Genomic DNA, 17453 nt, shown 5'->3' on the forward strand with positions numbered 1-17453 from the left:
AGTTAATATGCTATAATCACAGCCAAAACACCGTCTATACAAAAGGGTACCAATGGCAACAAAGATCGGCATCATCGGGCTTGGACTGATGGGAGGTTCACTCTCCCTCGCACTGAAAAAAACGTCAGGAAACTACCATTTTACAGGGCTTGACCATAATGAAAAACACTCTAGTCAGGCACTTTCTTTAGGGCTTGTCGATGAGATAGTATATACCCTCGACGAGATAAAAAGGTGCGATGTCATCATTCTGACCATTCCTGTCGACGGCATCATTTCTGTCGCCAGACAACTGGGAGAACTGGATGAAAACTGTACAGTTATAGACCTGGGAAGCACCAAAGCGAAGATCTCTGAAAGCATTCCAGAGAATATCAGAAAGAACTTCGTGACCGCCCACCCCATGACCGGTACGGAGAAATTCGGGCCGACCGCTGCGCTTGATGATCTCTATGAAGACAAGGTCGTAGTGCTTTGCGATATGGAAAAGAGTGGTGCACATCAGCAAAGTGTCGCCAAAAATCTTTTCTCCGATATTGGAATGAAACTCGTCTATATGGGTGCCAGAGAGCATGACAGACATGCGGCCTTCATCTCACATATGCCGCATGCCCTCTCCTATGCCTTGGCTAACTCCGTGATGGAACAGGAGGACCCGGAAAGCATCGTTGCTCTTGCCGGCGGGGGATTCAAGGACATGAGCCGTATCGCCAAATCTTCTCCGAAGATGTGGGAAGACATCTTCAGACAAAACAAAACGAACCTCATCGAAGCGGTCGAAGCCTTCGAGACAGAGCTCAAACAATGCAGAAACATGGTAGAGAATGAAGAGTGGGAAATCCTCAACCGATGGATGTCCAAAGCCAATACACTGCATGATATCCTATAGCTTGTAACACAAATATATTGGAAGTGAAGAGTTTACTCTCACCCCTAAACTTTTGTGGGACTAAAGTCTCCACTTCCATAGAAAAATACTTCTACAAACGATATCTGAACGTCACGATCACTTCCACTTTTCTGCCGATGGTTTTCTCTATGACCTCCTTGAGCAGTTTCTTCTCTTCTGGAGAGAGGAAACCACTGGCGATCACTTCACAGCGTACTTCAAGTACTTTGCTGTGTTCTATGAGCTGAATGTGGGTTAAAACTACTTCCTGTTTGTTCAGCTTGAAGTGGATATTGGCAAGGGTCTTCTGTATCGCAATATTCTCTTTCATCTGTTCAAAAGAACTGTAAAGAGGGATAGACACAAGTGCTACGATCATAAACCAGATCAAGATCCCTTTCTTTGCTACACGGAGGGGAGAGTAACCCAGCACGACAAAGGTCAGTGCCGCTGCCAGAACGATGCCTACCAGGTTTGTCAGAAAAAGCAGAAAAGCCGAGCTGAACATATGCCACTGAGCCCAGCCCAAACCGACACCTGCCACAGCAAGGGGAGGCACCAATGCTACCGCGATTGCCACACCTGCAAGTGAACCGGAGATCTTTTCATTACTTTTGGCATAGGCAGCAGCCATCCCCGATGCTATGGCGATAAAAAGGTCGAGGGTCGTAGGAAAGAGCCGTCCTGACATTTCGGTGGTCAACTTCTCAATGGGAATGAACCAGGCGATCAGCGCCGCGGTCAGCAGCACCGAAAGCACCCCGATAACGATCGTCTTCACAGAAGAGAGTTCCAAGGTACTGTCCTGCCTCAGTACACCCATACTCATACTGACGATAGGCTGCATCAGGGGAGCCAGAAGCATTGCCCCGATGACCACAGAACTTGAATTGATAAAAAGACCGAATGTTGCGATCATCGTTGCCAGGATCAGCAGCACCATGAATGTACTGCTCAACCGCCCTTCTTCCCTCAGACTTGAAAACAGCGAAGCATACTGCTCCTGGCTGGCATGACTGAACAGAGGAATGGCTTTTGCCAGATAAGTTGCACTTTCTTCATCACGGGGAAGGTGGTCTATCTTGACACTGTTTTTCCCCGTCACATCCTTATTCTGTTTTTCCCAGAATGATTCCCCTACACTCAACTGAAGATCTTCTTTGGTACTACGCAGCACCACCGGTGTTTCAAAAGGTACAGAGGAATCAATCAGTACTTCAAGCGGTCTTTCGGTTTTGATCTCCAGTTTACTGCTGCGCATATAGCCCACTGATCTCGGCAGCTGGTCAGATTTCCACTGTGACAACAGCGACCTGAAAAGATAGCCCATATACTGAAGAATAGAAACCGGTGCCAAAATCAGCAAAGAAAGCTTACCATCCGCTGCATTGATCTGTGAAACAATAAGCTTCGAAGCAAAGGTACTGTTTTGATACTCCACCCCTACCAAACCTACCGCAGACACTTTGGTCTCCTGTTCGTTCTCGTCAATCAGTGTAACCCGGGTATGATGTAAACGTTTTACTTTTCGCAGCGTATGGAAGAAAAGCTGTATTCTGCTGAAAAAACTTTGCTGATTCAGTACGGTATCATAGATATCCAGTGGCGGAGCATCACCGATGACCACTTCCTGTAATACCAGTTCATCATTACAGAAAAGCAGGTCTATTTTTTTTTCTGCCTTCTCTTTTGCCACAGCGATACCCTCTTCAAGTTTGGAGGGAAGTGCAAAAGTGCGCATAAGGTTCTTCTGTGTCGGCAGCGGTACGATACCGATACTCATCCCTGCCGACTCGGCATAAGTAATGGCTTCTTTTACTTCATCGAGCTGCCCCGAGACCATAAGATGGAAATATTTACCCTCTTCTATGGCATGCATCCTGGCAAGAGGAATATAGGTAACCCTCTCATCTTTGAGTACTTTACGGCAGGTATCCAGAAATTCCTCTTCTATATTTCCGTAGATATAACCAATCTGCGAGAGCTCCATCTGACTTCTCTCCCCTCGATATCAAAAGATCAATGGACTCTGTACTTTTCCACCAATGCTTTCAATTCTTTTTTATCAATTATAACACTTTTATCACCGTTTTTCTTTGCATAGAGTTTGCGTACCATCTCTTCAGCCTCTTTGTCATCATTGATATGCGCATAAAGTATCTTCAGGGCTTCCGATTCTTTGAACGGACTGGCATGCCTGCCTTTGAATTTCGGCAGCTGCTGCAACAGGTACATGAGAACGGCACCGGCAATGACGGCAAGCAGGAGCATCCACCATGCCACACGCTCCACTTCCACTTTTTTCTCTATGACTTTCCCAGAAGTACTGCCGGGTTGCTTCAAATTGGTCTGTACTTTACCGACTGTTTGGTTCCCGGACGGTGCCGCCACAGCCGTTTTCTGTCCGGCAGCCACTTTCACCTCATAAGAAGGGATCTCAAGTTTGCTGACATTACCGTCCTTTGGATCGTACACAGAAATGGTTCTGGCAGGAATCGTAAAATCATGATCAGAAATAAAGGCAAAACTTTTCTCAAAAGTACTTTTGAGAGCATTTCCGGAAAGCTTGCTTTCCACCTTCGGATCATCACTGTACACGGTCACTCCGTCTATCTCGTAGTCACTTAGGTCAAAATCTTCAAGGGACCCGTTACCTTCTATGCGCACAGTAAGATTGGCAGGCTTGTTCGCCTTGGTCTTTGCATGGTCCAGATGGCTTTCCAGTTTGAATTCTCCGACCAGATCCGTATCTTCCGGTTTTGGTTTCACCGTGATCGTCAAAGTATTCGAAGCGATCGATTTCTGCTTCCCACCAAAGAATCTTCCGAACATATCCCTTCTGCTTCTGTCCATTTCGGAAATGACGGCAGTTGCCGGCCCGACGGTATAGGTACCCTCTTTTTGCGGTGTCAGGATATATCTGAGCTCCTGGATCTGCTGATCACCTTTGATATAGGCTCTTGGATCATTGACTTCCTTGACAAAGAAACCTTTGAACTCCGGTTTGGTGTACTGTGGATTGTCCGTAAGCCTGACACCCGTTTTAAGACTAAAATAGACCGTTATGACCAGAGGTTCCCCAACGATCACCTCTTTCTTGTTCGCACGCATCTGAAGGGAATATTTCACATTACTGCCCACACCGGGCGCAGCTGCTTTGACCACTTTGACCTTGAGGGGATCGGTCCTGTAAACCTTTCCGTTAATGGTCACGCCGTACGACGGAACCGTGACATCATGCTGAGGCGCAAAGGTCAGAATGAGACTCGTCGAATGTTCATTTGTCAGTTTTCCGTTGATATAGGTGATGGAATTGTTCTGCGACTGCGAACGTCCCAGCACTTTTGTACCATCGATCTCCTGAATATCGGGAAATTCTACCCTGTCTCCTGTTGCTTTTATCTTTAACTGCACCATATTCCCCTGTACGACTTCCGTATCGGAGAGGCTTGCTTCAACACCGGCAGCATTGGCTACGGTGAACAGCGCCACAAAGAATATTAGTAACTTACGAATGCTCATATTATTAAAGTTTTGCATTTTTAATCCTTTTTTATTTTTTCTTGTCTGAAATATCATTTACTTCTCTTTTCTAAATTATTTTCATATTTTTCTATCAGCATTTTCAATGCCGTTTTATCGATGACGATAGTTTTATCACCGTTTTCCTTCGCATACAATGTACGCACCATATCTTCGACCGCTTTGGATCTGTTGGTGTGCGGATAAAGTATTTGAAGCGCTTCGCTCTCTTTGACTGCAGCTCTCCTTCTCTTCCGTTTTGTTGAAAGGAAATACTGAAACAGGTACATGGCCAGCAAACCCAAAACAAAAGCCGAGGCTATCATCCACCACGGCGGAAGCTGCACTTCGGAAAGGTTTTTGCCCTCTTCGGTATCCAGCATCGACTTTTGGGGCTGTTTCAAATCGCTGTGCACCTTGCCTGTACCTGCTGTCAGGCTTTGGGACTTTTGTGCGGCGATCGCCCGTGAACCCTCCACATGTACATCATAGGAAGGCGTCTCCAGATATTTCACTGTTTTACTTTTCGTATCATACACGGATATACGTCGTGCCGGGATGGTAAAATCATGGTCGGAGATGAAGGTAAAGCTTTTGGCATAATCGCTTTTAACCTGATTTCCATCCAGTGTAGTCCGGACCTCTGCATCGTCACTGTAAACGGTTACCCCATCCATCTCAAAATCGGGAAACTCAAAACCTTCGAGTGCCCCGTTCCCTGCTATCTTTACGGTAAGGGTTACCGGTTCGTTGGCTTTTACATTGTTTGGATCAAGCGAGCTCTCTATGGTAAATCGCCCCACAAGATCACTCTCCTGCGATTTTTTTGCAACATCTATCTTGACACTGTTGGAAGCGATCGGTACCCAATAGGTACGCACAGCTCTTCCGAACATATCCAGTTTTCTTCTGTCAGACACGCCTATCTTGGCTCTTGCCGGCCCTACGGAAAAACTGCCTGCAGTATGTGGGGTTAAAAGGTATTTCACTTCCGTGATCTGCCGGTCTCTTTTTATGTAGACCTTTTCCTCACCGAGATCTTCAGAAAAAAACCCCTCAAATGCCGGTCTGGTATATATGGGGTTCTTGGAGAGCCTTGTCCCTATTTTCAATGAAAGGGATACCGTAACCACAATCGGTTCGCCTATCATTGCAGATTTCTTGTCTGTCTCGAGATGGAGGAAAAACTTGTTACTGTCTTCCGTATTTTGTGCGTTTACAGGCATTACTTTTATTTTGATAGGTTTTGTTCTATACGTTCTTCCGTCTATCTCAACATTATAGGAGGGGATGGTCACATCATGATGAGGCGCAAACGTGTAGATCCGTATGGTACGTTCCTTTTTCAGTACACCGTTTATGTAATGAGGCCTGTTGACAACAATCTCACGCTCTTCCAACACTTTTACCCCGTCTATCTCATCAATTTTCGGAAATACCACTTTATCTCCGTTTGCCCTGATCTTGAGCCGTACCATATGCCCCGCAACGATCTCCGTATCTGAAACGAGTGCTTTTGCTTCGGGAACATATGAAAACACTTCAACTTCATTGGCATTTGCAAATGTGCATAGTGCCAGGATCAATAACAGTAGTTTCTGGATACCCTGATCACCATGGATTGGCACCATCGCTCCTTTTTGACTTTTTGTCATTGCTCATCTGGTACATCATGGTCGGCGTCCCTTTTTGCTGCATTTTTTTCAGTAACCTTTTGAGTTCCTGCTGCTTGATTTTCTCTTCTTTGGACATTTTCTTTTGCTTTTTTGCTGCACCTGAGGACTGCTCACCCTTTTTATTCTGGGGCTTTTTCTCTTTTTGGGAACCCGACTTCTGCTTGTCGCCCTCTTTTTTATCATTCTCTTTTTTCTTCTCTTTCTTTTGTCCCTCTTTGTTCTTTTTCTGCTGATCGGCTTTCTTTTTCTGGTCTTTTTTCTCCTGGTTCTTTTTATCTTTCTTTTTCTGGTCGCCCTGTTTCTTCTGGTCTTTTTTCTGATCGTTCTTCTTGTTCTTCTGATCTTTCTTCTTCTGATCTTTCTTCTTCTGGTCTTTGTTCTTCTGATTCTGCTTTTTCTGATCTTTATTTTTCTTATTGTCTTTGTTCTTCTTGTTATCTTTCTTTTTCTTCTGGTCTTTTTTCTGCTGCTTTTTCTTTTTCTCTTCTTCTTTTTTCTTCATCTTTTTGGCAAGTTCCAGATTGAAACGTGTATCTTTGTCTTCCCGGATCTTCAAAGCCTCTTCATAACTTTTGATCGCATTGTCAAGATCTTTTTTCTGAAAATAGGCATTGCCTATATTGTGCAAACGCATCGCCTTGTCTATCCCTTTTGCCTTTTTATAGGACTGAATGGCTGCATCATAGTTCTTGGACTTGTAGTAGGCATTTCCGATATCATACTCTTTCTGCGGCGCCGCTTTGTCCAAAGAGTGCAGAAGTGCCGCACTTTTGCTGTACTCTTTACTGTCATATGCCTGTTTTGCCGCTTCAATCGTTTTAAAGTCAGTCAACCCGGCATGCAGAAAAGTGAATAGTATCAGTAATAGTAGTTTTTTCATTTTTTACCTCCATCTTTACCGGATGCTTTCTTTTGGCTTTTGAATCTGGGAAACGAACTCAATCCGATCAGCAGTAAAAAGAGTCCCAGCCCAAGCGGATAGTAGAAATACTCCACTCTCTGCTTGACCCTGACTTCACCCTGCTGCTGTTCTTTGTATTTTCCTTTGATCACTGCGGCCAGGTTTTCAATATCTTCTTTTCCGGGTCCGGCTATCACATAGGCACCGCCATTCTCTTTGGCCAACAGCCCCAACGCATCGTTTCTCTGTGAAATCGCGATAGTACCGTCCTTCTGCATGATCGGTTTGCCGTTTTCATCGATGACCGGTGCACCTTTCTCCGTACCCACGAGTACCACATACAGGTCAATCTTGTTGGCCTTGAGCACATCCGCAAAACCGGCAATGGCTTTTTCGTCACCGCCGTCTGTAAAGAGTACCAGGATCTTCGGGTTTTTCTTTTCAAGCAGAGAGCTCGCAAGTTCACCCAATGCCAGGAAATCTGTAGACCCCATATTGATGTAGGAGTCATCCACCCCTTTTACCATCATCTTGAGGGTCTCTTTGTCAGAGGTAAACGGAGCAAGCACAAAGGGACTGTAGGCAAAGGCGACAACCCCTATCTCGTCACTCGGCATGGCATCAAAGAATTCATTCATCTTCTTTTTGGCAAAGGCCAAACGGTTCGGGTAGACATCTTTGCTTCGCATGGAACCTGAAATATCCAATGCCGTCAGCAGGGTCAATCCCTGTACTTTCACCACTTTGTCTTCCAGCTCTTTGACCGGGCGCGCCAGTGCAACGATCATAAAAAAGATCGCTGCGAACATGATGATATTTCTCAATCTGAGAGGCATTCCCTCAGAGCTTGCCGTCAAACGCGTCAGTACTTTTTCGTCAAAAATACGTGAGAGACGTTCTTTATTCGTAGAAATCAAAAATGCAAAGAGTACAAAAGGTACAAGCAGGATCCAAAAAAGATACGGGTTTACAAATTCCATTTATACTCCTTTCGAATTTCTGTAATACACAAATAACAACAGGCTCAACACAGCAAGAAAAAGAGGATAGACATACAGATAGGTATGCTCTACGATCTTCTTGCTATCGAGCTTCGTAACTTCAAGTTTGTTGATCTCATCATAGATTTTGCTCAACATGGCTGCCGACCGTGCTGCATACGCCTGGCCTTTTCCTGCTTTTGCAAGTGTTTTCAGGTATTGCGCATCATAATCCCTTGGACCACCGATACCTATGGTATAAAGCTTCACATCTCTTTTTTCGATCATATGTTTCACATCCGACAACGGGATCTTGGACATATTGTCCCTTCCGTCTGTCAGAAGAATGATTATTTTTGATTTGGCTTTACTCTTGCTCATCAGATTGTACGCCTGGACCAGCGCATCATTGATGGCCGTTCTTTTTCCTGCCATTCCAAGTTTCTGCATCTCGGTAATGTTGGTCAGAAAATCCTTCTCAAAAGTCAAAGGCGAGGCGATGAATGCCACATCCGCGAACGTTACCATTCCAATACGGTCATTTTTACGCTTCTTGATGAAGTCGGCAACCACTTCTTTGACCACATCGAATTTGTTCTTGTACGGATCCTTCGGGTCAAATCCCATCTGTCTCATCGAGTCGGAACTGTCAATGACCAGGACAATGTCCCGTCCTTCTTTCTTGGAATTGATATAATTCTTTGTCAGAATCGGTGACGCCAGCGCAACCACCGCAGCAACAATTCCGACCCATTTCAACCAGGAAAGCAGTGAAGACTTGTTCGTCTCTTTGGCTATCAGCGTGTTGACATGCGGGAAAAAGATCGCCCGGCTCCGCTCTTTACACCATTTGCTGCATACGATAAAGAGTAGCAGCACCAACAGTAATAACGGATATTCAAAACTAAATTGACTCATCTGCCACCTGCACAAAAAGGTTGAATTTATTTTTTGTATCACTATCCACTTCATCTACCTTTTTCTTATATTTGTATTTTTCCAGCATCGGTTCAAGCTGGGAAAAAAGTTCTTTTCTTCTCTCATCGGTTGCCAGCAGCCTTGCATAATGCGTCGCTTCATACGCCGACTTCTTCGAGTCTTTCCAGTCGATCTCCTTGAGTTTCGCCAGATACCCCTTTGCAAGGTTGATTTTTCTGTTCTCCCAGAGTTTCTTGATGACAAAAAAGAGTACGGCAAGCAGCAACAGGACACCGAAACCTATCAGTCCCCAGTAAATGTAGAAAGAGTTATCCGGGATCTCCAATAAAGGTTTGATATCTTTGAGTTGTGCTGTCAAATTTTGTTCATTCATCATATTTTCCTTCACTGCTACCTGCTATCTTCTCATTACTCACTGTCATCTCCTCATACTCTTCATCAGTTTCAGGGCTCCGTCTTCGTGCGTATACACTTTGGTGAACCTGATGCCGTGTTTCTTGAATTGTTTGTAAAGTTTTTCATCATTTTTCAGAAGAGCTTTTTTATAGTTCTTCAGTGTTCCGCTGTCGATGTTGCCTTCGAAACTCTGTTTCGTTTCCATATCGATCAGTCTGAGGTACCCCAATTCACTCGGCTCTTCTTCAAACTTGTCACGTACGATGACCGCAAAGACATCATGTTTCTTGCTCAACAGTTTCAAGTCCACATCACCCACAAAGTCCGAGAGGATGAAAAGCAGTGCTTTCTTCTTTAAACGGTTGTTCAAAGTCTCGACTAGTGCTTTGAAATCACCCTCTTTGCCGATGGGTTCAAAATTGACAATATTTTCAACCGCTCTATTTACGGAAAAAAGTTTTTTACTCGGCTTGCTCAGATCATAGAGTTTGTCCGCAAAGATCATATGGGAGAAGAGGTCTGCATTCTTCACGGCAGAAAAACCGAGTGTACCCGCCACTTCGGCGATGATGTCGGATTTCTGCTTCACTGTCCCAAAATAGGTGGACCCTCCCAGCATCGAGACGACCACCACATTGAGCTCTCTCTCTTCTTTGTAGATCTTGACAAAAGGCTTGCCCAATTTGGCCGTCGTCTTCCAGTCTATCTTACGGACATCGTCCCCGTAGACATACTCACGAAGCTCCGTAAACTCAAAGCCCTCACCCTGGAACATCGAAGCATTGTTGCCGAGCATATCCCCGTACACCTGCTTCTTCGTTTTGAGAACGATCTTTTTCGCTTTTTTATTCATACTACCTCTTGCGTAGGGTGTTGTTCCCCGACAGCACCACTCACTATATTTCTATATTGTGGTGTTGTGAGGGCACAACACCCTACATTTTTTATTTCATTTTCCATCATCATCCCGATTCCTACGGAATTGGTACTGCTGCCAATATCTTCTCGATGATATGATCCTGCGTAATATCCTCAGCCTGTGCTTCATAGCTCAAAATGATACGATGGCGAAGGATCTCTTTGGCGATATAGGCTATCTCGATAGGCGACACATAATCCTGTCCTTTGAGGTAGGCGATCGCACGTGCCGCTTTATACATATCGATACTCGCTCTAGGACTCGCACCAAATTCAATGTACGGTTCAAGCTCTTCAAGGCCATACGCTTTGGGGTCACGCGTTGCAGCGACAAGTTCGATGATATACGCTTCGATCTCTTCATCCATATGCACTTCCAGCGCTTCTTTACGGATCTGTTCAAGCTCTTCTCTGCTCGCTACCTGCTGGATAGTTTCGAAGCTGTTGTTCGCCACACGTCTGGCGATCTCAAGTTCTTCTTCTTTCGTGTTGTAGCCCACGACCACTTTCATCATGAAACGGTCAAGCTGTGCTTCGGGAAGTTCGTATGCCCCCTCCTGCTCTACCGGGTTTTGTGTTGCCATAACAAGGAATGGTGAATCGATCTTGAAGGTCTCATCTCCAATAGTCACCTGTCTCTCCTGCATGACTTCAAGCAGTGCTGACTGCACTTTGGCCGGGGCACGGTTTATTTCATCTGCAAGTAAAAGGTTAGTAAATACAGGTCCCTGTTTGATCTTGAAAGAGTTCTTGGAAGGATCATAGATCTCCGTTCCGATAATGTCTGAAGGCAGCAGGTCAGGTGTGAACTGCACACGTTTGAAGTTCAGCCCCAATGTCTTCGCAAGCGCATTGACCGCAGTGGTCTTCGCAAGCCCGGGTACACCTTCAAGCAGTATGTGCCCGCGGCAAAGCAACCCGGCAAGCAGTCCTTCGACCATCTTGTCCTGGCCGACCAATACTTTGGAAATTTCCGTTCTGATATTTTGTATGATTTGACTCAAGTTTTTCTCCTAAAACTATTTGATAATAGTAGTTTACTTGAGTGAGGTTAACTAAGGTTTAATACACAACATTTGACAGCAAATTTTTTAATCTACGCTACATGGTCCATCTGTCTCCAAACACTCCAGCTACATACCATTTCCCGTGATATTTTTCCACAATGACAATTATACCTTTCCAATCATATTCCTTCGTAGCAGAATCTTCATTGACATGCAAAAAAGCATATCCTTTGCATTGTCCATGTTCTGAGCAACGGAATCCTCGTAGAGAAGTCAGTACTTTAACACAATTAATGTCTATGAGAGGTAGTTCCATTTCATCTATCACATCATACAGACTTTTATGTATTGCATCTCCCTTGGCTTCCGTATATCCCCCAAAAAGCACTTGGCTTCGGCTCTTGTCCATCATACGTATCTCATGGTCGGTAAAAAGCCGGCTCTCTTTACCAAAGTAGGTCTGACACAATACCTGTAACCCAAGATTGCTATGCATATATTTGGCAATCTTTTCCAACCACATTACATCAAAATCTTTTACAAAATCAACCGCTTTTTGGTAGGCAGGATAATCATAGTTATTACGCAGTGTTTTCAATGCCTTTTCCCTCAGATAATCCTCAATATACCTGCCTGTCACACAGTATTCATCCATTTCTTTGGTTGTAGCACCAAAATGACTTGCTCCTTTGAGCCTGTTTCTAGCTATCTTTTGGGTTTGAATGCCAATCACTTTGTCACCTTTTGTTGAAATATGGGAGACTATATCACATTTACCGTGATTACATCCAAGTACATAGTCACGGTTTCCTTCTCCTTCAATAAGTACGTAACCTCTATCGGAAAATGTTAGATAACGGTCATTGACCCACCCAGGCTTAGCACCATATCCAAACGCGTCATAGTCATACTGAACAAGATGAAATACCTTACACCATGTCGAATGTCCCACTTTTTTACAGCTGTCTACACCTACTCTGGCATCAAGAGGTAAAGCGCCTATTTTCTCAGAATGATAATCTGGAGATTTTCTCATATTTAAAGTATCATTTTGTGCTATATTTATCACTGATGCAAAAAGGGGTGCCTCTTTTGCCCATCCTGTTGTACCTCCCAAAAGAAAACAGAGAGTCAACCATTTCAATATCACACTCTTGGAAAAATAGACTTACATCTTTTATTTTCCTACCCATTTAGGTGAAAATATAGAAGTATCCATTGTATTTTTCTCATCTATAGTAACAGCGACCTTCTCTCGATCAGGATCCATTCGTTCACCTTTAGGAGAGGTAGAATAATCCATCTCTCTTAAAACAATCCCTTTCCAAAGATATACATCTTCAAAAGCATCAATAAAATAATGGTCAGTCATTTCCCCTTCTACATTAACTTGATCTTTGATGGTCGCTGTTGGGTAAAGCACTTTTACCCAACCTGAACGCTCAAAAAGCTTCCCTGCTTTCAAACACTCAATGCGCATATAGTAGGGGTTGACCAAAACCTTATGTTTTTTGGCATTATAGTAATGACGTTTATCTCCTTTCCAAAGTGTTTCATACTTCAGTATTGGTTTTTCAAGTTTTTTCCCGCCAAACCAACTAAGCAGAAAAGAACGTTCATAAACAAGATTCCCGTAATCACTCCAGTAATATTCCACTTTCTCTTCTACATAATAGGGTGTTGTTCTCTTACCCTGAATCTGACCATTGGCATCTATCTTTAATGTAGAATGTATCGAATATTTTCGTTTTTCATAAGTGATCTTTCCTGACTTGACTGCATAAGGGTGAAATGCCTCTGCCAAAAGTAGAAAAGGAAAAATCATAAAGAGTAAAATCAGACGGAACATCGATTAATTCTCTTTACTCATCATCACAAAACTTCTCTTTCCAAAAGAAGGATCACCTTTGTAATAATATGTCTCTATACACTCTTTACCATTTTTCATATAGCGTGCATACCTATACATCTTGAAGTCTCCCACACCACTGATATCTATAGAGCCGTCTTTTCTTTTTTTACCATACATAATACCTTCAGCAACACTGTCATTCTTTGAAAAACCTGCATCTTTACATCTGAATTTTGGATCGACAATACTTGTCATTCCAAATTTTTTGGCACCTGTTACATATTTTTGTACATATTTGGAATTGATATGTATTTGAAAATTCAAATGCTTGTACACAGAGAGATTCTCTGCATACACTGCTACTGCCATAGTCACCATGCATAGTGCAATAACTTTTTTCATTATCTTCTCCTAATCATTACCATCGACGAGTACACTGAAATTGACTGTTCCACCTTTATAGACATTTTCATCACAGGATGCTTCTACATCATTCTTAAGATGCTTGGTATAATGATACAGAAGATGGTCAGGGAAGTCCTGTTTTTCTTCTTTACCATCAAAGCCCAGTTTTTTGCAGCTCAATACTTTTCCTTTAAGTACTTTGTAGGGATTGACACCGTCATTGGTCATCTTAATACTACTCATCTCCATTTTTGCAATAGTCGATGGTACATTTTTATAGATTGTTATCATGTCATATTTGTAGATGTCTATCTTCTCTGCTGCCATTGTTACTGTTGTTAATGTTGCTATTGCTGTTGTCATAAGTATTTTTTTCATGTTTATTCTCTCCATTGATTTATATACATAGATGCGAACTTCATGCATCACCGTAAGATCCAAAAAACTATTTTTCACTCTTATCCCTGGTTCTTCTAGGAGGTGGAGTGCTTCCCGTTTTTTTCTCAGATCTACTTGCCTGCTCTTCTCTCTCAGAGGTGCTTGCTGTGCTTTTTTTCTTCCCTATTTTACCAAGGGCGAAAGCGATGGCAACACCTGTAGCAAGGATCATCAATGACATCATCGGCCGTGAGGAGAACCATGCTATGGCGATGACCAAAGAACCCAGCATAAGTGTCAATACTCCTGCTACCAGAGCGGTCGCACCTCCCACGAGTGTACCTAGCATTGGTATGACATTTGCCAAAGTAGCCAAAATGCCCATCATCATACTAAAGCCGATGAACATCAGCAGAAGTCCGATACCCCGTAAGATCCATGTCCACAATGCATTGGCATCGAGCTCCTCTTTGAAAATACGTTTGGCAGAAACTTTTCCATAGCGTGCAAAGAGAAAGTCTTTCCCATTCTCTGTTGTATAGTATGTCAATGTTTTTCCTGCCTGTTCCCCTGCAAATGTATAAATACCTGCAGGTGCATAAGTGTAGGTGATCTTTGTGTCACCGATCTGCGGTTTTGCAGGATTCTCGCCAATATAGAGATACGCTTTATAGTTTTTGGCATCTGCTACAGTGTCCGGCATTTGTGACAAACCGGGAAAGCCTTCTGTAGCACCTATGTGATTGATAATCTCTTTACCAAGATAAAAGTCTCCAAGCTGTGCGTCGGTACTGTATGTTGCTCCACGGTGTGTCATAGGCAGATTTTCATGTCCTTCGGGATGCTTGAAGCTCACAGAATTATTTGCATGTTCAGACCACTCTTTCGTGTAAGAATAGGTTGTGACCGTTTCGGTCCCACCGCCGAGCTTATCCTCACTTTTGCTCTGTGTATGCTCTTTCCACTGATACATCTGCACCTTTCTTTGCAACACAAGCCCATCTGTTTTCACTCCATATTCAGGGTCTACAACCTCGTGCAAAGGCTTTACTTCCCCCTGAAGCAGCACAGCCTTGCCATCATTTACTTTCTGATAACTTGTATCCGGGAGCGTTATGATCTTCTGCTCCATCTCTTTGAGTGCCGTTGCCTGTTCTACACTCCTGTTTTCATTCCATGCAAGCAGTATGATCGCTCCGACAATAAGAAAGAACCCAATGAAAAAACCCTTGAGCGAATTACCTATATTCTGTCCAAAACCGGTATAACTTGTTTCTGTAAATCTATCCATATCTTATTCCTCCTAAAAATTGAACCTGTCACCCATTGCCAGGTCACCTATCGCGCCCAGAACAGAGCCTTCACCCGTATCTTTTCCTCCACCCTGCGGCGCGGCGGAAAGCATACGTCCGGCCAGTCTCGAGAATGGAAGCGACTGTATCCATATTTTACCCGGCCCTCTCAGTTTGGCAAAGAAGAACCCCTCACCTCCGAACAAACCGGTCTTTATGCCTCCTGCCTGTTCAAGATCGAAATGGACATGAGGCTGCATGGCGACCAGACAACCCGTATCGAGATGCAATTCCTCTCCATCTTTGAGTTCTATCTCTTTGAGCATACCACCGGCATGAATGAATGCAAGTCCGTCCCCTTCAAGTTTCTGCATAATGAACCCTTCGCCGCCAAAGAGTCCCGTCAATACTTTTTTCTGAAAATAGATACCGATGGAAACGCCTTTAGCCGCACAGAGGAAACAGTCTTTCTGACAGATGAGCGTCCCGCCCATCTCATCAAGATCGACCGGAATAATACGTCCCGGATAGGGTGCACCGAAAGCCACTGTAGCCTTTCCGTTTCCTCTGTGGGTAAAGACCGTGGTAAAAAGACTTTCACCTGTGACCAGACGTTTTCCCGCGCCTACCAGCTTGTCAAACAAACCTCCCGTATCTTCTTTGGAACCTGAACCGTCCCCAAACACTGTATCCATCACAATATGGCTGTTTTTATACATCATGGCCCCTGCTTCTGAGACAACACTCTCTCCCGGATCAAGTTCTATCTCTACATACTGTATATCTTCTCCATAGATCGTATAATCGATCTCATCGGCACTGTTAAGTCTGCTTCCCCTTGCCCGGGAAGGAGGTGTAAATGATGATGCTACCATCGCATCGTTTGCAGTCAGTTCCACTACTTCACTTATCGGCTTCCATCCACTGAAGCCCTCTGTCCATGCATACCCGCCGGCATCATCCTGCACATATTTCCTTGCCTCTTCTATCGTTACAGGTCCGTATTTTCGCCCGTCATCATATTCTATGTACCATTGTGCTGCCATTTTTATCTCCTTTTGTTTTCTGTTTAGACTATAGGGAACCTCCACTGCCATTAAGCTAAGCATATATCTACCTGGAAGTGGGGACTTTAGTCCCACCAAACATAGAGGTGAGAGTAAACTCTTCACTTCCGACAACCCTTAGCTTAATGATATTAGAGGTTCCCTATATTGTCCACCTGTCTCTTAGCATCGCAACCACATACCATTTACCATGATACTTTTCTAAAATCACTACCAATCCCTGCCAGTCATACTCTTTTGTGTCAGAATTATCATTGATCCAAAAGACTTCATACCCTTTACATTCACTTTTAGATGGACACTTAAACCCTTTGAGATCTTTAATTTCTTCAATTTTACTGATATCTTTAAAAGATCTAGTTAACGCCGACACGTAATCATATAGGCTCATGAAGACATCATCGCCTTTTCCATAAGTTTGTCCCCAATGTATCTTTTGATATCTGTTCTTTTCTATATTTACAATATCATTATAACCAAACAACATATCCTCTTTCCCGCCAAAGAGTACGTTCCATGTCATTACTATCCCTTTTTTAGGATGCAGGCAAGGTAGAATATTTTTTTTATCTAGAACGATATTACTTAGATCATCTACAAAGAATATCACTCTTTTTCGTACAGTATCATGATTGTTTCCCTCTAACTTATGTAGCTTTTTTTGATGTAGATAGTCCTGAATATGATTTCCATCGGTACAGTAACCCGAAGCTTCAGGATCTTCAGTCATAGCACCAAAATTGGTTGATGCTTTCAGACGATCTCTATCGATCCATTTGGTTTTAATGGAGGTAATTTCATACTGTTTATCTGTCTCATAACTTTCCACTACTTCATATCTTCCTTTTTGACAACGTAAAGTATAGTCACAGTCTGGTTTCCCGTCAATGATTACATATCCCTCATTATCTGGCTTCAGATATCTGGCATTCACCCATCCCGGCCTGGCATCATACCCAAACCCATCATAATCATGTTGGGCAAGATGAAATACCTTACACCATATCGAGTGTTCTACTTGTTTACAGCTATCTACACCTACATAAGCATCAAGAGGTAAAGCACCAGTTTTTTTGGAACGGTAATTAGGCTTCTCTCTGACATTGAGGGTGTCATTTTCTTTTAGATTAATGACCGTAGCAAAAAGTGTATCCTTCCAGTCTGCCGAAGCCTGTAACGATACGAACAGCAATGCGCCCAAGAACGCTTTTTTCAATATAAACATGATTCT

General features: G+C 43.5%; 17 protein-coding genes and 1 pseudogene. 1 reads left to right on the plus strand and 17 read right to left on the minus strand.

Annotation, left to right across the window (positions count from 1 at the left end; genetic code table 11):
• Positions 1-52: 52 nt before the first annotated feature.
• Positions 53-889 carry a prephenate dehydrogenase gene (locus SUN_RS10360; RefSeq protein WP_012083760.1) on the plus strand — a complete coding sequence of 279 codons (837 nt, stop codon included), beginning with the start codon at positions 53-55 and terminating at the stop codon, positions 887-889.
• 91 nt (positions 890-980) lie between these two features.
• Here SUN_RS10360 and SUN_RS10365 read toward each other — a convergent pair whose 3' ends face one another.
• From SUN_RS10365 to SUN_RS10440, 17 genes and pseudogenes are all read right to left on the minus strand, one after another.
• Complete coding sequence (locus SUN_RS10365) at positions 981-2879, minus strand: TIGR00341 family protein (RefSeq protein WP_012083761.1); 1899 nt, start codon at positions 2877-2879, stop codon at positions 981-983.
• Positions 2880-2908: 29 nt separating this feature from the next.
• Positions 2909-4429 carry a BatD family protein gene (locus SUN_RS10370; RefSeq protein ID WP_232501332.1) on the minus strand — a complete coding sequence of 507 codons (1521 nt, stop codon included), beginning with the start codon at positions 4427-4429 and terminating at the stop codon, positions 2909-2911.
• A gap of 35 nt (positions 4430-4464) precedes the next feature.
• The gene (locus SUN_RS10375) at positions 4465-6066 is read right to left on the minus strand and encodes a protein BatD (RefSeq protein WP_041672754.1); all 1602 of its coding nucleotides are present in this window, start codon (positions 6064-6066) and stop codon (positions 4465-4467) included.
• Positions 6023-6967, minus strand: a complete 945-nt coding sequence (locus SUN_RS10380) for a tetratricopeptide repeat protein (protein ID WP_041672755.1) — start codon at positions 6965-6967, stop codon at positions 6023-6025. Before SUN_RS10380 ends, SUN_RS10375 begins: the two co-directional genes overlap by 44 nt.
• Positions 6964-7968: a vWA domain-containing protein gene (locus SUN_RS10385; protein WP_050748058.1), complete on the minus strand. Its 1005-nt coding sequence runs from the start codon at positions 7966-7968 to the stop codon at positions 6964-6966. Before SUN_RS10385 ends, SUN_RS10380 begins: the two co-directional genes overlap by 4 nt.
• Complete coding sequence (locus tag SUN_RS10390; protein ID WP_012083764.1) at positions 7969-8886, minus strand: vWA domain-containing protein; 918 nt, start codon at positions 8884-8886, stop codon at positions 7969-7971.
• Positions 8873-9280, minus strand: coding sequence for a hypothetical protein (locus tag SUN_RS10395; protein ID WP_012083765.1), 408 nt, complete (start codon positions 9278-9280; stop codon positions 8873-8875). Before SUN_RS10395 ends, SUN_RS10390 begins: the two co-directional genes overlap by 14 nt.
• A gap of 45 nt (positions 9281-9325) precedes the next feature.
• Entirely contained in the window at positions 9326-10156 is an 831-nt protein-coding gene (locus tag SUN_RS10400) for a DUF58 domain-containing protein (RefSeq protein ID WP_012083766.1), read from the minus strand.
• A gap of 121 nt (positions 10157-10277) precedes the next feature.
• Positions 10278-11225, minus strand: a complete 948-nt coding sequence (locus SUN_RS10405) for an AAA family ATPase (protein WP_012083767.1) — start codon at positions 11223-11225, stop codon at positions 10278-10280.
• Positions 11226-11322: 97 nt separating this feature from the next.
• Complete coding sequence (locus SUN_RS10410; protein WP_012083768.1) at positions 11323-12372, minus strand: SH3 domain-containing protein; 1050 nt, start codon at positions 12370-12372, stop codon at positions 11323-11325.
• Between the two features lie 33 nt (positions 12373-12405).
• The gene (locus tag SUN_RS10415; protein WP_012083769.1) at positions 12406-13077 is read right to left on the minus strand and encodes a hypothetical protein; all 672 of its coding nucleotides are present in this window, start codon (positions 13075-13077) and stop codon (positions 12406-12408) included.
• 3 nt (positions 13078-13080) lie between these two features.
• A complete protein-coding gene (locus tag SUN_RS10420; RefSeq protein WP_012083770.1) occupies positions 13081-13482 on the minus strand; it encodes a hypothetical protein in 402 nt (133 codons plus the stop codon).
• A gap of 9 nt (positions 13483-13491) precedes the next feature.
• Positions 13492-13863, minus strand: a complete 372-nt coding sequence (locus tag SUN_RS10425; protein ID WP_012083771.1) for a hypothetical protein — start codon at positions 13861-13863, stop codon at positions 13492-13494.
• Between the two features lie 67 nt (positions 13864-13930).
• The gene (locus SUN_RS10430) at positions 13931-15154 is read right to left on the minus strand and encodes a TMEM43 family protein (protein WP_012083772.1); all 1224 of its coding nucleotides are present in this window, start codon (positions 15152-15154) and stop codon (positions 13931-13933) included.
• 12 nt (positions 15155-15166) lie between these two features.
• Positions 15167-16030 carry an AIM24 family protein gene (locus SUN_RS10435; RefSeq protein ID WP_255322725.1) on the minus strand — a complete coding sequence of 288 codons (864 nt, stop codon included), beginning with the start codon at positions 16028-16030 and terminating at the stop codon, positions 15167-15169.
• A gap of 27 nt (positions 16031-16057) precedes the next feature.
• Positions 16058-16264 (minus strand): annotated as a pseudogene (locus tag SUN_RS13875) (DUF4339 domain-containing protein); the annotation flags it as partial.
• A 100-nt stretch (positions 16265-16364) separates the two neighbouring features.
• Positions 16365-17447 carry an SH3 domain-containing protein gene (locus tag SUN_RS10440; RefSeq protein WP_012083774.1) on the minus strand — a complete coding sequence of 361 codons (1083 nt, stop codon included), beginning with the start codon at positions 17445-17447 and terminating at the stop codon, positions 16365-16367.
• Between the last annotated feature and the right edge of the window lie 6 nt (positions 17448-17453).

It is taken from the genome of Sulfurovum sp. NBC37-1, assembly GCF_000010345.1.
Taxonomy (GTDB): domain Bacteria; phylum Campylobacterota; class Campylobacteria; order Campylobacterales; family Sulfurovaceae; genus Sulfurovum.